This is a genomic window from Mycobacterium sp. pW045, assembly GCF_041287085.1.
In the GTDB taxonomy this organism is placed as follows: Bacteria; Actinomycetota; Actinomycetes; order Mycobacteriales; family Mycobacteriaceae; genus Mycobacterium; species Mycobacterium algericum_A.
The window spans coordinates 24,953-37,355 of record NZ_JBGGKU010000014.1; the positions used below are offsets into that span (position 1 = coordinate 24,953).

A 12,403-nucleotide genomic window follows, 5' to 3' on the forward strand; every position below is an offset into this window, starting at 1 on the left:
TTTTTGTTCCTTGAACACTTTGACCAGGCTGCATCAGGCCCCCTCGCCGATGCTGCGGATGCTGGTCGGCGCGCTCTTGCTGGTGCTGACCTTCGCCGGTGGCTTCGCAGTCGCCAGTGCCAAGACCGTGACGCTGGACGTCGACGGCACCGCGGTCACCGTGACCACGATGCGGTCGCGGGTGATCGACGTCGTCGCCGAGAACGGGTTCGACCTGGGCGACCGTGACGACGTGACCCCGGCGCGCGACGCCCGGGTGCAGAACGCCGACACCATCGTGGTGCGGCGTAGCCGGCCGTTGCAGCTGTCCCTGGACGGCCGCGATCCCCAACAGGTCTGGACGACGGCGTTGTCCGTCGACGAGGCGCTGGCGCAGCTGTCGATGACCGACACCGCCCCGGCCGCGGCCTCTCGCGGCAGCCGGGTGCCGCTGGCCGGTATGGCCCTGCCGGTGCTGAGCGCCAAGAACGTCCGGATCGACGACGGCGGTGTGGTGCGCACGGTGCGCCTGGCCGCGCGCAACGTCGCCGAACTGCTGGCCGCCGACGGCGCCCCGTTGGAACAGGCCGATAAGGTCAGCCCCCCGGCCTCGACCCCGGTCACCGAGGGCATGGAGATCCAGGTGACTCGCATCCGGGTCACCCACGTCACCGAGCGGGTGCCGCTGCCCCCGACCGCGCGGCGTGTCGAGGACCCGTCGATGAACATCAGCCGGCAGGTCGTGGAGGATCCCGGCACCCCCGGCACCCAGGATGTGACCTACTCGGTGGCCACCGTCAACGGCGCCGAGACCGGCCGGCTGCCGGTGTCCAACGCGGTGGTGGCTCCGGCCCGCGACTCGGTGCTGCGCGTCGGCGCCAAGCCGGGCACCGAGGTGCCGCCGTCGGTGTACGGCGCGGCGTGGGACCGCATCGCCAACTGTGAGTCGCACGGCAACTGGGCGATCAACACCGGCAACGGTTTCTACGGCGGGGTGCAGTTCGACTACGGCACCTGGATCGCCAACGGCGGGCTGAAGTATGCCCCGCGCGCCGACCTGGCCACCCGCGAGGAGCAGATCGCGATCGCCGAGGTGACCCAGGCGCGGCAGGGCTGGGGCGCCTGGCCGGTGTGCAGCGGGAGACGCTGACCATCGGGCTACTCGGGGCCGGCGACATCAGGGCCCTGGCGGCCGAACTCGACCTGCGGCCCCGGAAAGCGCTGGGCCAGAACTTCGTTCATGACGCCAACACGGTGCGCCGGATCGTCGCGGGCGCCGGGATCACCGCCGCCGACCATGTCCTGGAAGTCGGGCCCGGACTCGGCTCGCTGACTCTGGCCCTGCTCGAGCACGGGCCGACGGTGGTCGCCGTCGAGAAGGATCCGGTACTGGCCGACCGGCTACCGGTGACCGTCGCCGAATACGCACCGGCCGACGCCGACCGCTTGACGGTGCTGAGCCGGGACGTGTTGACGCTGCAGCGCGCGGAGGTGGCCGTCGCGCCGACGGCGGTGGTGGCGAATCTGCCCTACAACGTCGCGGTCCCGGCGTTGCTGCACCTGCTGGCCGAATTCGCCTCGATTCGCACCGTGATGGTGATGGTGCAGTTGGAGGTGGCCGAGCGACTGGCCGCCGAGCCGGGCGGCAAGGACTACGGGGTGCCCAGCGCCAAGGCCCGGTTCTTCGGTGAGGTGCGCCGTTGCGGCACGGTGCCGCCGAGCGTGTTCTGGCCGGTGCCGCGGGTGAACTCCGGACTGGTGCGCATCGACCGGTATGACACCGCGCCCTGGCCGGTCGACGACGCGTTTCGCCGGCAGGTCTTCACACTCATCGACATAGCGTTCGCCCAGCGCCGCAAGACCATTCGTAACGCGTTGGCCGAGTGGGCGGGATCGGGAGCGCAGGCCGCGCAGCATCTGGAGGCGGCCGGGATCGACCCGGCGCGCCGCGGTGAGACGCTGTCGATCGCCGATTTCGTGCGCCTTCTTCAGGTCTCCGGGCCCGGCGGCGTGGCCAGTACCCGGGACAACTGTTCGACGAACTCGGTGCAGGAGTCGTAGCGCCGCGCCGGCAACTTCGCCATGGCGCGTTCGACGATGACGTCGAGGCCGCGGGCGGTCGGTCCGAACGCCGCCGAGATGGGCGGCGGCAGTCGCCGCAGGTGCGCGTCCACCAGTTCGGCGGCGCTCGACGCGGGGAACGGCGGCGCCCCGGTGAGCAACTCGACCGCGGTGCATGCCAGCGCGTATTCGTCGGTGGCGGCCGACGGGGCTTTGCCACAGAGGATCTCGGGTGCGGTGTAGGGCAGCGAGACCTCGGGGTTGCCGGGTTTCCGGGGCCGGTTCCACACGTCCTCGACGACGGCGTGGGCCGAGCCGAAGTCGGTCAGCACCGCCCCGGCGCGGGGGAAGTCGGCGGGGATCAGGATGTTGGCGGGTTTGACGTCGCAGTGCACGATGCCGCTGTGATGGGCGTGGTCGAGCGCGTCGGCGATCTGGGCCAGCGCGCTCAGTTGATCCGGCAACGCATGCAGCCCGGTCGAATTGCCGCCGTCGACGAACTGCATCGCCAGCCAGTACGGCCCGTGCCGATAGACGGTGACGATATGGGGATGGTCGAGGACCCGCGCGAACTCGAACTCGCGGTTCAACCGCGCCTGCTCTCCGGGTGTGCGATGCATTTCGTCGAGAACTTTCAGCGCCACCGGCGGGGCCTGGTCGGCGCGGAGGCGAGGGTCGTGGGCTCGGTAGACGGTGGCGTGTCCCCCGCGCCCGACTTCGTGGTCGATCACGTAGCCGCCGAAGTCGATGCCGGCGTCGCCCATGGGCCCAGGTTATGGGGCCCGGGCCGCCTCCGACGGCTGAAGCCGGGCACCTCCCGGAAAGCTAAGAAAAACATGATCGCAAAGCCAAAAATCAATGACATTTTGCTGGCGGAGGGTGATAATCATCCCAACTTCGTGCGGGAGGTCGTCATGGCAACGGTGGACAGTCGCAAGCTGCGTTCGTTGGGTGCGGTTCCGCTGGCCGTCGCCACCATCGTCGCACTGGGTGTCTCGCCGACGGTGGCGCCGGGCCTGGCCTCGACGGCCAAAACCGTGGTGGCCGAGGCGACGTTGCTGGACACCCAGTCCTGGATCATGGGCGGCAGCGGGCTGCCGGTCCCGCCGCCGCAGTATCTGGCGGCGCTCACCGACCGTTTCCTGGACCCGGCGACACCCAAATTCGCCGGCCAACCGCTGTTCCCGGTGGACGTCACCAACGCGCTGTTCACCCCGGAGGGCCTGTACCCGCTGACCGGCGTGAAGTCGCTGCCGCTGGACACCTCGCTGGACCAGGGTGTCGAAATCCTGCACCAGAAGATCATGCAGGAGACTGCTGCCGGCAATGACCTTGTCGTACTTGGCTATTCGCAGAGCGGTGTCATCAACGCGCTGGAGATCAAGCAGCTGCTGAGCATGCCCGAGGATGAGCGGCCCGACGCCGACCAGCTGTCCTTCGTGATGCTGGGCAGCCCCAGTACCCCCGACGGCGGCCTGCTGTCCCGTTTCGACCTGACGAGCCTGAATCCGAATCTGCCCGAGCTGTCGCTGCCCAGCCTGGGTGTCACGTTCAGCGGCGGCACCCCGGCCGACACGCCGTGGGAGACCGCGTTCTACACCCAGGAGTACGACGGCTTCGCCGACTTCCCCAAGTACCCCTTGAACTTGTTGGCGGACATCAATGCGTTCATGGGCATCATGTTCGTGCACGGCACCTATCCGACGCTGACCGACGAGCAGTTGGCGTCGGCGATCGAGCTGCCGGTCAGCGACGGCTACACCGGCAATACCCAGTACTTCATGATTCCCACCGAGAACCTGCCGCTGCTGGCGCCGTTGCGGGGCAGTGGATTCGGCAATGCGATCGCCGACCTGCTGCAGCCGAGCCTGCGGGTGTTGGTGAACCTCGGCTACGGCGACATCGAACACGGCTGGTCGCAGGGCCCGGCGGACGTGTCCACCCCGTTCGGCCTGTTCCCCGACGTCAATATGCAGGACGTGTTCACCGCCCTGGTGAACGGCGCTCAGCAGGGGTGGACCGACTTCGTCGACGCCCTGCAGAACATGTCGTCGAGCAGCGCGGCGGACCTGTTCGGCGGCGACCTGCTCGGCAGCGCCGACTTCGTCATGCCGAGCCTGACCGACATCGTCAACACGCTGACCAGCGCTGCAGCGACGCTGTATGCCACGTTGCTGCCCACCGCGGACATCCTCAACGCCCTGGTGACCACCTTGCCGGCCTACACCGCGACGATCTTCGCCCAGGAACTGGCATCCGGTGACCTGCTGAACGCGATCGGCCTGCCGCTGGCGGCCACCACCGGGTTGGTCACCATGGCTGCCGGGTTCGAGTTGGAGGTCCTGCTGGGGGCCTTCAGCTCCATACAGGCCGACTTCGCCGACCTGTTCAGCTAGACCGCGCAGCGGATGGACCCGCTAGTGTCATCGGCGTGACCGCATCCGACGGTAGTGCCGCCACCGAGTGGTCCCCGACCGGTTCTGTCACGGTGCGCGCGCCGGGCAAGCTCAACCTCTACCTGGCGGTCGGTGACCGCCGCGACGACGGCTACCACGAGCTCACGACGGTTTTTCACGCGGTTTCGCTGATCGACGAGGTGACCGTGCGCGACGCCGATCTGCTGTCGTTACGGATCGCCGGCGAGGGCGCCGAGGTGTTACCCACCGACGAACGCAATCTCGCGTGGCGAGCCGCGGAACTGATGGCCGAGCACGTCGGCCGGGCTCCTGACGTGGCGATCACCATCGACAAGTCCATTCCGGTGGCCGGCGGGATGGCGGGCGGCAGCGCCGATGCGGCGGCGGTGCTGGTCGGGATGAATGTGCTCTGGGAGCTGGGCGTGCCGCGACGCGACCTGCACGCCATAGCCGCCCGACTCGGCAGTGATGTGCCGTTCGCGCTGCACGGCGGTACCGCGTTGGGCACCGGACGCGGCGAAGAACTGGCGACGGTGCTCACCCGTGAGACGTTCCACTGGGTGCTGGTCTTCGCCGACCGCGGGTTGTCGACGCCGGCGGTGTTCGCCGAACTGGACCGGCTGCGCGACAGTGGGCGCGCCCTTCCGGAGGTGGGCGAATCCGAACCGGTGCTGGCCGCGCTGGCCGCCGGCGATCCGCAGCGGTTGGCGGGCCTGCTCGGCAATGACCTGCAGACGGCCGCGGTCAACCTCAATCCCGCGTTGCGAAGAACATTGCGGGCCGGCGTGGAAGCTGGGGCGCTCTCGGGCATCGTGACCGGGTCCGGACCGACGTGTGCGTTCCTGTGCGCTTCGGCGCCTTCGGCGGCCGATGTCGCCGTCGAATTGGCGGCGGTCGGTGCCGGCCGCGCGGTGCGGGTGGCCAGCGGCCCGGTCTACGGTGCCAGGGTGGTGCCGTCATCGGTAAGCGGGATGTGACGGCGGCCCCAATCTTGCGCCAAGATTTGCCCCTCGATTAAGAGGAGTTTAAGATACTGCGCGGTGACCAGTTGTGGCCAAGAACTCCCCGTCGACCAGACGCACATCGATCTGGTGGGCCGCGCATTACGGTATCGAGACGCAACCGCCACCTATTTGTGCGCGCGCGCCTCTTACGAAGTGGTCTCCGGCAGGTGGAACATGAAATCTCAGCCCGTGGGGAAAGCACCGGTGCCGGCTAGGAGGCCGTCGTGAGCAGGTTTACCGACAACATGTTCCGCAGTGCACGCGAGTCCACCAAGGGCATGGTCACCGGGGAGCCGCACGAACCGGTCCGGCACACCTGGGGTGAGGTGCACGAACGCGCCCGCCGCATCGCCGGCGGGCTGGCCGCCGCCGGTGTCGGCCCCGGAGACGCGGTCGGGGTGCTGGCCGGCGCCCCGGTCGAGATCGCCCCCACCGCGCAGGGCGTCTGGATACGCGCTGCGAGCCTGACCATGCTGCATCAGCCCACGCCGCGCACCGACCTGGCGGTGTGGGCCGAAGACACCATGACCGTCGTCGACATGATCGACGCCAAGGCCGTGATCATCTCCGACCCGTTCCTGGCCGCGATGCCGGTGCTGCAGGAGAAGGGCCTGAAGGTCCTGACCGTCGAGGATCTGCTGGCCGCCGACCCGATCGACCCGGTGGAGGCCGGCGAGGACGACCTGGCGCTGATGCAGTTGACGTCCGGGTCGACGGGTTCGCCCAAGGCCGTGCAGATCACCCACCGCAACATCTACTCCAACGCCGAGGCGATGTTCATCAGCGCCGAGTACGACGTCGACAAGGACGTCATGGTCAGCTGGCTGCCGTGCTTCCACGACATGGGCATGATCGGCTTCCTGACGGTGCCGATGTACTTCGGCGCCGAGCTGGTCAAGATCACCCCGATGGACTTCCTGCGGGACACGCTGCTGTGGGCCAAGCTGATCGACAAGTACAAGGGCACCATGACCGCGGCCCCCAACTTCGCCTACGCGCTGTTCGCCAAGCGGCTGCGCAAGCAGGCCACGCCGGGCCAGTTTGATCTGTCCACGCTGCGGTTCGCGCTGTCGGGCGCCGAGCCGGTCGAGCCCGCCGACGTCGAGGATCTGATCGACGCCGGCAGGCCGTTCGGCCTGAAGCCGGAGGCGATTCTGCCGGCCTACGGCATGGCGGAGACGGTGCTGGCGGTGTCGTTCTCCAAGTGCGGCGCGGGCCTGGTGGTCGACGAGGTCGACGCCGATCTGCTGGCGGCGCTGCGCCGCGCGGTGCCGTCGACCCGAGGCAACACCCGGCGGCTGGCCTCGCTGGGGCCGCTGCTGGAGGGGATCGAGATCCGGATCGTCGACGAACACGGCAATTCGCTGCCGCCGCGCGGGGTCGGCGTGATCCAGCTGCGCGGGGAGCCGGTCACCCCGGGCTACCTGACCATGGCGGGCTTCCTGCCGGCGCAGGACGAGCACGGTTGGTATGACACCGGCGACCTGGGCTACCAGATGGAGAACGGCCACGTCGTGGTGTGCGGCCGGGTCAAGGACGTCATCATCATGGCGGGCCGCAACATCTACCCGACCGACATCGAGCGGGCCGCGGGCCGCGTCGAAGGTGTGCGGCCGGGCTGTGCGGTGGCGGTGCGCCTGGATGCCGGGCATTCTCGCGAGACGTTCGCCGTCGCGGTGGAGTCCAACGCCTGGCAGGATCCCGCCGAGGTGCGCCGGATCGAGCATCAGGTGGCACACGAAGTCGTCACCGAGGTCGACATGCGGCCCCGCAACGTGGTGGTGCTGGGGCCGGGCAGTATCCCCAAGACGCCGTCGGGCAAGCTGCGCCGGGCCAACTCCGTCGCCCTGGTCACCTAGGCGCCCTTTTCCGCGAGGGAGCGTGTTTGTACCCGACACGCCGGGCTTTTGCGTACACACGCGCACGCTCGCGGGCGGAAGCTGGGTCAGCCCCAGGCGTGGACCACATTCTGCGCGGGCTCCAAGCCCAGCTCGATCAGTAACTCGGTGGCGTCGGCGGCCTGCTCGCAGATCGTCGGCAACTCGTCGCGTTCCCGCGCACCAAACGGCTGCAGCACGAACGCCGCCGGATCCTGCCGTCCTGGCGGCCGGCCGATCCCCAGGCGAACCCGCTGAAAGTCCTTGCTGCCCAACACGGTTGCGATAGAGCGCAGGCCATTGTGGCCGCCCTCGCCGCCGCCCTGCTTGAGCCGGATCCGGCCGTAATCCAAGTCGAGGTCATCGTGGATGACCACTACATCAGCCGGCGGCACCGAGTAGAACTTGGCCAGCGGCCCCACCTGGCGGCCGGACTCGTTCATGTAGCAACGCGGCCGGGCCAGCACCACCGAGCGCCCGCGCAGCCGCCCGGTGACCACATCGGCACCGGACTTCTTGTGCAGCTTGAACGCCGACCCGATGCGCTGGGCGAGCAGGTCGACGACCATGAAGCCCACGTTGTGCCGGGTGCGGGCGTAGGTCGGCCCCGGGTTGCCCAGGCCGACCACCAGCACCGGTGGTGACTCGGCCACGCCGTGCTCGGCCTACTCGGCCTCGGGGGCCTCGGCCTCGCCGGCGGCTTCGCCGGCCGCCTCGGCCTCTTCCTCCGAGGGCTCCTCCTCGACACGCGGCTCGACCACGTTGACCAGCAGCAGTTCGGGGTCGGACACCAGCGTCACACCTTCGGGCAGCTCCAGCTCACCGGCGGTGACCTGGGTGCCGGCTTCGGCGCCTTCGATGGAGATCGTCAGCTGCTCGGGAATCGACAGCGCCTCGGCCTCGATCTCCACCCAGGTGGCGTCCTGGGTGACCAGCGTGCCCGGGAACGACTCGCCCTCAAGGACGACGTTCACCTCGACGATGACCTTCTCGCCGCGCTTGACCACCAGCAGGTCGGCGTGCTGGATGGTGCGACGGATCGGGTGGATGTCCAGGGCCTTGGTCAGCGCCAGCTGCTCCGTGCCCTCGATGTCGAGGGTCAGCACCGCGTTGGTACCCGAGTTCCGCAGCACGGCCGCGTAGTCGCGGGCGTGCAACTCGAGGTGCCGCGGGTCGCTGCCGTGGCCGTAGAGGACCGCGGGGACCTTGCCGTCGCGGCGGGCCCGGCGTGAGGCGCCCTTGCCGGTCTCGGAACGCACCGCGGCGGTGAGCTTGTTCGGGGTGGTGGACTTGGCCATCGAAACTCCTGTGGTTGCTACCTGTGCATGAGGCACGGCCAGATCGAGACAACCATCAGGTCTTCGTCGATAACGGCAGCCGCAGGGGCCGCCCTCGCCGTGACGCCCGGTCAGGCTAGCGCATCAGCGCCTCAGAGCGGAAATTGCACCCCGGTGAGCTGCTCGGACAACGTCCACAGGCCGGCGGCGGTGGAGCCGCGCTTGGCCAGCAGGCTGCGCCCGACCGAACCGGTGCGGCCGATGAGGGCGAACCGCGGCCCGACGAAGGTGTTGCCCGACAGATCCTGGGAGGCCGCATACAGCGTCTGGCGCGCCCCGAAGTCGGGGCTGGTGGCCAACAGGCCGTTGCCGATCGTGCGCATCAGTGCGTCGCCGACCCGATTGCCGGTGTGGCCCTGCAGGTTGGTGCTCGAATAGCCGGGATGGGCCGCCAACGCGAGCAGCGGCGAGCCGGCCGCCACCAGCCGGCGCTGCAACTCGCTGGTGAACAGCAGATTGGCCAGCTTGGACTGGCCGTAAGCCAGCCACGCGCGATACCGCCGCGACTCCCAGTTCAGATCTTTCAGGCTGACATACCCCAGCCGGTGCATGAACGACGACACCGTCACCACCCGGTCGGTGAGCTTGGGCAGCAGCAGGTTGGTCAGCGCGAAATGGCCGAGGTGGTTGGTGCCGATCTGGCTCTCGAAACCGTCGACCGTCGTCGAGTACGGCACCGCCATGATCCCGGCGTTGTTGATCAGCACGTCGACGGCGGGGTCTCCTCGGCGAACCGCCGCACCGAGGACAGGTCGGCCAGATCCAGGGCGCGGACCTTGACCCGGTCTTTAGAGCCGGGCATGCCCGCCGCGGCGGCTTGGCCCTTGCCGGTGTCGCGGACAGCCAGTGTGACGCTGGCACCCACCCGGGCCAGCTCACGCGCGGTCACGGCTCCCAACCCACTGTTGGCGCCGGTGATGATCACGGTGCGTCCGGAGAACGAGGGCAGATCGGCAGCGGTCCACGAGGCCATGGCTCCCACCTTAAGGGTGCTCAGCGGCAGTTGTTGGTGTCGATCCAGCGGCCGTTGTAGCCGACACAGGTCTGCACCGGCGGCGGGGGAGGCGGTGGCGGGGGCACGTCCTCGGGCAGCGGGGCGTAATAGGCCGGCGGCGGGGTGAGGTCGGTGCACGTGCTGACGTGGAATCGGCGGCCCACGCCGACACACACGTCGGCGACCGCGGTGCCTGCCGGTGTGACGATGACGGTGCCCGGCAGCACGATCAGTGCCAGTGCCGCCGCGGCGCGGATCCGGCGAGCCATCACTGGCCCAACAAGCCGTGGTCGGCTTCGGGAAGTTCGCAGCGGCTACGGAACTCGACCAGCGGCTGCCGGATACCCAACAGGTCGGTGTGGGCCTGCGGATTGTCTGCGAAGTAGCCGCGGATGGCCTCAGGCACCTCGGAGTCGGGCCGGTCGCGCAGGCCGGAGTAGAACGCGTTGACGTCCGGATGTGCGAACAGGTAACCGGAGGTCGACGCGGCGACGCCCGCGGTCACGTTGGCCAGGTCTGCGGCGGTGCAACCCGGTGGCGGGTCGGCCAGTGCGGCAACCGGTGTCAGCAGAACCGTGGTGGCCGCGGTTACGGCGAGGCCGGCGAAAAGACGCGGCGACCGGCGGGCAAGGGGCATCGTGGAACTCCCTTCAGCAGGCGGGGTGCGTCGCACTGTAGCAAGCCGCGGAAGGGAATTGGGGTCACTTGCGCCGACCCGCTGCGGAATCACTTGGCGGCGACGGTGAACCCGTTCATGATCGCCTCGACGTCAGCGGCCTCCTTGGGCGCCTGTTCGTTGAAGCTGGTGATCGCCAACTGCACCAGGTAGCGCTGGTCGTCCGGTGCCGACCCGGTGGCGATCACCATCCGGAACCAGCTGTGCAGGCGCTGGCCGTCCATGTCGTGGGTGCCCTGCACCATCGACGACGGGAAGCCCTGGTAGTCCTCGTTGGAGGCGTCCAGCAGCCGGAAGTTCTTCGCCAGTTGCGCGTCGACCACACCGTGCTTGATGGCCTCGCGCGAATCGAAATTGCCGTTGAGTTTGACCACGCTCAGGATCGCCCGTGGAAGCTTCTCGCCCTTGCCGATGACCAGGGTGGTCGCCGGCAACATCGCGTTCTCCTTCTTCGTCCACCCCGGTGGCGTCGGGATCGACACCGTCAGGTCGGTCAGCGCGTTGGGGGCCACCGCCTCGGCGGCCACCCCCTTGTCTTCCAGGAAGCGCCCCACCGTCACCGGCGGCTGCGGCGCCTCTGACGTGGTGCTGGTGGTTGTGCCGTTCGACCAAATAGATTGATAGTCGGGGGTTTTGGCGCCGCATCCGGTCGCTGCTCCGGCCAGCGTCACGGACGCCAGCGCTGCGACGGCCGCCCAGCGCAGCAAGGTCACAGTATCTCGCGGACCGCGTCAATCGGGCGGGCCAGCCGGGTGCCTTTGCCGGTGACGACGAACGGTCGCTGGATCAGGATGGGGTTCGCGGCCATCGCGTCGAGCAGTTCGTCGTCGGAGGCGTCGGCCAGGCCGAGCTCCGCATAGACCGACTCGCCGGTGCGCACCGCGTCGCGCACCCCGATTCCGGCATCGCGGATCATGTCCGCCAGCTCCGCGCGCGACGGCGGGGTTTTCAGATACTCCACGATGGCCGGCTCGATACCGTTGTCGCGCAGCAGTTCCAGCGTCTTGCGTGAGGTGGAGCAGCGCGGGTTGTGGTAGACGGTCGCAGTATCGTCGCTGGCCATTTTAGGCTTCTCCGTTGAAAAGTCCGGTGACCGAGCCGTTTTCGAACACCGCCCGGATGGTGCTTGCCAGCAGCGGGGCGATCGAGAGCACGGTCAGCTGGGCGAACTGCTTGTCGTCGGGGATCGGCAGGGTGTTGGTGACGATCACCTCGCTGGCGCCGCAGGACGCCAGGCGCTCGGCGGCCGGCTCGGACAGCACACCGTGGGTGGCCGCGATGATCACGTCGCGGGCGCCGTCCTCGCGCAACAGGTGCACCGCGGCGGCGATGGTGCCGCCGGTGTCGATCATGTCGTCGATCAACACGCACGTCTTGCCGGCCACCTCACCGACCACCCGATTGGACTTGACCTGGTTGGGCACCAGCGGATCGCGGGTCTTGTGAATGAACGACAGCGGAACGCCGCCCAAGGAGTCGGCCCACTTCTCGGCGATGCGCACCCGGCCGGAGTCGGGGGAGACCACCACCATGTCGGAGTCGGCGTAATTCTCCTTGATGTAACCGACCAGCAGCGGTTGAGCGCGCATGTGGTCGACCGGGCCGTCGAAGAAGCCCTGGATCTGATCGGTGTGCAGGTCCACGGTGACGATCCGGTCGGCGCCGGCCGTCTTCAGCAGATCGGCCACCAGCCGGGCCGAGATCGGTTCACGGCCGCGGTGCTTCTTGTCCTGGCGGGCGTAGGGATAGAACGGCACGATCGCGGTGATCCGTTTGGCGCTGCCGCGCTTGAGTGCGTCGATCATGATCAGCTGTTCCATCAGGTGCTTGTTCAGCGGCGCCGGGTGCGACTGCAGAACGAAGGCGTCGCAGCCGCGGACCGACTCCTCGAAACGCACGAAGATCTCGCCGTTGGCAAAGTCGCGGGCGGTCTGCGCGGTCACCGGGACGTCCAGTTCTTTGGCGACCTGATCGGCCAGCTCCGGGTGCGCTCGACCAGCGAAGAGCATCAGGTTCTTGCGGTTGTCTGTCCACTCGTGGCTCACGCGCTGCCCCCGC

13 protein-coding genes and 1 pseudogene are annotated in these 12,403 nt (G+C 68.6%); 5 read left to right on the forward strand and 9 right to left on the reverse strand.

The window, feature by feature from the left end:
• The first annotated feature begins 10 nt into the window (after positions 1 to 10).
• Positions 11 to 1,129, forward strand: a complete 1,119-nt coding sequence (locus tag ACAG20_RS19550) for a transglycosylase family protein (protein ID WP_370493771.1) — start codon at positions 11 to 13, stop codon at positions 1,127 to 1,129.
• Complete coding sequence (gene rsmA / locus ACAG20_RS19555) at positions 1,102 to 2,040, forward strand: 16S rRNA (adenine(1518)-N(6)/adenine(1519)-N(6))-dimethyltransferase RsmA (protein ID WP_370493803.1); 939 nt, start codon at positions 1,102 to 1,104, stop codon at positions 2,038 to 2,040. The genes ACAG20_RS19550 and rsmA overlap by 28 nt, the downstream gene beginning before the upstream one ends.
• Here the strand turns inward: rsmA and ACAG20_RS19560 are convergent.
• Positions 1,968 to 2,804, reverse strand: a complete 837-nt coding sequence (locus tag ACAG20_RS19560) for a serine/threonine-protein kinase (RefSeq protein ID WP_370493772.1) — start codon at positions 2,802 to 2,804, stop codon at positions 1,968 to 1,970. The genes rsmA and ACAG20_RS19560 overlap by 73 nt on opposite strands.
• Before the next feature lie 150 nt (positions 2,805 to 2,954).
• Between ACAG20_RS19560 and ACAG20_RS19565 the strand changes: the two genes are divergently transcribed.
• The 3 genes from ACAG20_RS19565 to ACAG20_RS19575 all read left to right on the forward strand — a co-directional run bounded on the left by ACAG20_RS19565 (position 2,955) and on the right by ACAG20_RS19575 (position 7,320).
• The gene (locus tag ACAG20_RS19565) at positions 2,955 to 4,436 is read left to right on the forward strand and encodes a PE-PPE domain-containing protein (RefSeq protein WP_370493773.1); all 1,482 of its coding nucleotides are present in this window, start codon (positions 2,955 to 2,957) and stop codon (positions 4,434 to 4,436) included.
• Between the two features lie 29 nt (positions 4,437 to 4,465).
• Complete coding sequence (locus ACAG20_RS19570; protein WP_370493804.1) at positions 4,466 to 5,434, forward strand: 4-(cytidine 5'-diphospho)-2-C-methyl-D-erythritol kinase; 969 nt, start codon at positions 4,466 to 4,468, stop codon at positions 5,432 to 5,434.
• A gap of 251 nt (positions 5,435 to 5,685) precedes the next feature.
• The gene (locus tag ACAG20_RS19575) at positions 5,686 to 7,320 is read left to right on the forward strand and encodes a fatty acyl-AMP ligase (RefSeq protein WP_112684400.1); all 1,635 of its coding nucleotides are present in this window, start codon (positions 5,686 to 5,688) and stop codon (positions 7,318 to 7,320) included.
• Between the two features lie 86 nt (positions 7,321 to 7,406).
• Here ACAG20_RS19575 and pth read toward each other — a convergent pair whose 3' ends face one another.
• The 8 genes and pseudogenes from pth to ACAG20_RS19615 all read right to left on the reverse strand — a co-directional run bounded on the left by pth (position 7,407) and on the right by ACAG20_RS19615 (position 12,390).
• Positions 7,407 to 7,991, reverse strand: coding sequence for an aminoacyl-tRNA hydrolase (gene pth / locus ACAG20_RS19580; protein WP_370493774.1), 585 nt, complete (start codon positions 7,989 to 7,991; stop codon positions 7,407 to 7,409).
• Positions 7,992 to 8,003: 12 nt separating this feature from the next.
• Positions 8,004 to 8,636, reverse strand: a complete 633-nt coding sequence (locus ACAG20_RS19585) for a 50S ribosomal protein L25/general stress protein Ctc (RefSeq protein ID WP_370493775.1) — start codon at positions 8,634 to 8,636, stop codon at positions 8,004 to 8,006.
• Positions 8,637 to 8,767: 131 nt separating this feature from the next.
• A pseudogene (locus ACAG20_RS19590) lies at positions 8,768 to 9,648 on the reverse strand (oxidoreductase).
• A gap of 20 nt (positions 9,649 to 9,668) precedes the next feature.
• Positions 9,669 to 9,938: a hypothetical protein gene (locus tag ACAG20_RS19595; protein WP_112684403.1), complete on the reverse strand. Its 270-nt coding sequence runs from the start codon at positions 9,936 to 9,938 to the stop codon at positions 9,669 to 9,671.
• Positions 9,938 to 10,306 carry a heme-binding protein gene (locus ACAG20_RS19600; protein ID WP_370493776.1) on the reverse strand — a complete coding sequence of 123 codons (369 nt, stop codon included), beginning with the start codon at positions 10,304 to 10,306 and terminating at the stop codon, positions 9,938 to 9,940. The genes ACAG20_RS19595 and ACAG20_RS19600 overlap by 1 nt, the downstream gene beginning before the upstream one ends.
• An 89-nt stretch (positions 10,307 to 10,395) precedes the next feature.
• A complete protein-coding gene (locus tag ACAG20_RS19605) occupies positions 10,396 to 11,058 on the reverse strand; it encodes an LpqN/LpqT family lipoprotein (RefSeq protein WP_370493777.1) in 663 nt (220 codons plus the stop codon).
• A complete protein-coding gene (arsC, locus tag ACAG20_RS19610; RefSeq protein WP_370493778.1) occupies positions 11,055 to 11,408 on the reverse strand; it encodes an arsenate reductase (glutaredoxin) in 354 nt (117 codons plus the stop codon). The genes ACAG20_RS19605 and arsC overlap by 4 nt, the downstream gene beginning before the upstream one ends.
• 1 nt (position 11,409) lies before the next feature.
• On the reverse strand, positions 11,410 to 12,390 hold the full coding sequence (locus ACAG20_RS19615) for a ribose-phosphate diphosphokinase (RefSeq protein ID WP_112684406.1): 981 nt from the start codon (positions 12,388 to 12,390) through the stop codon (positions 11,410 to 11,412).
• Between the last annotated feature and the right edge of the window lie 13 nt (positions 12,391 to 12,403).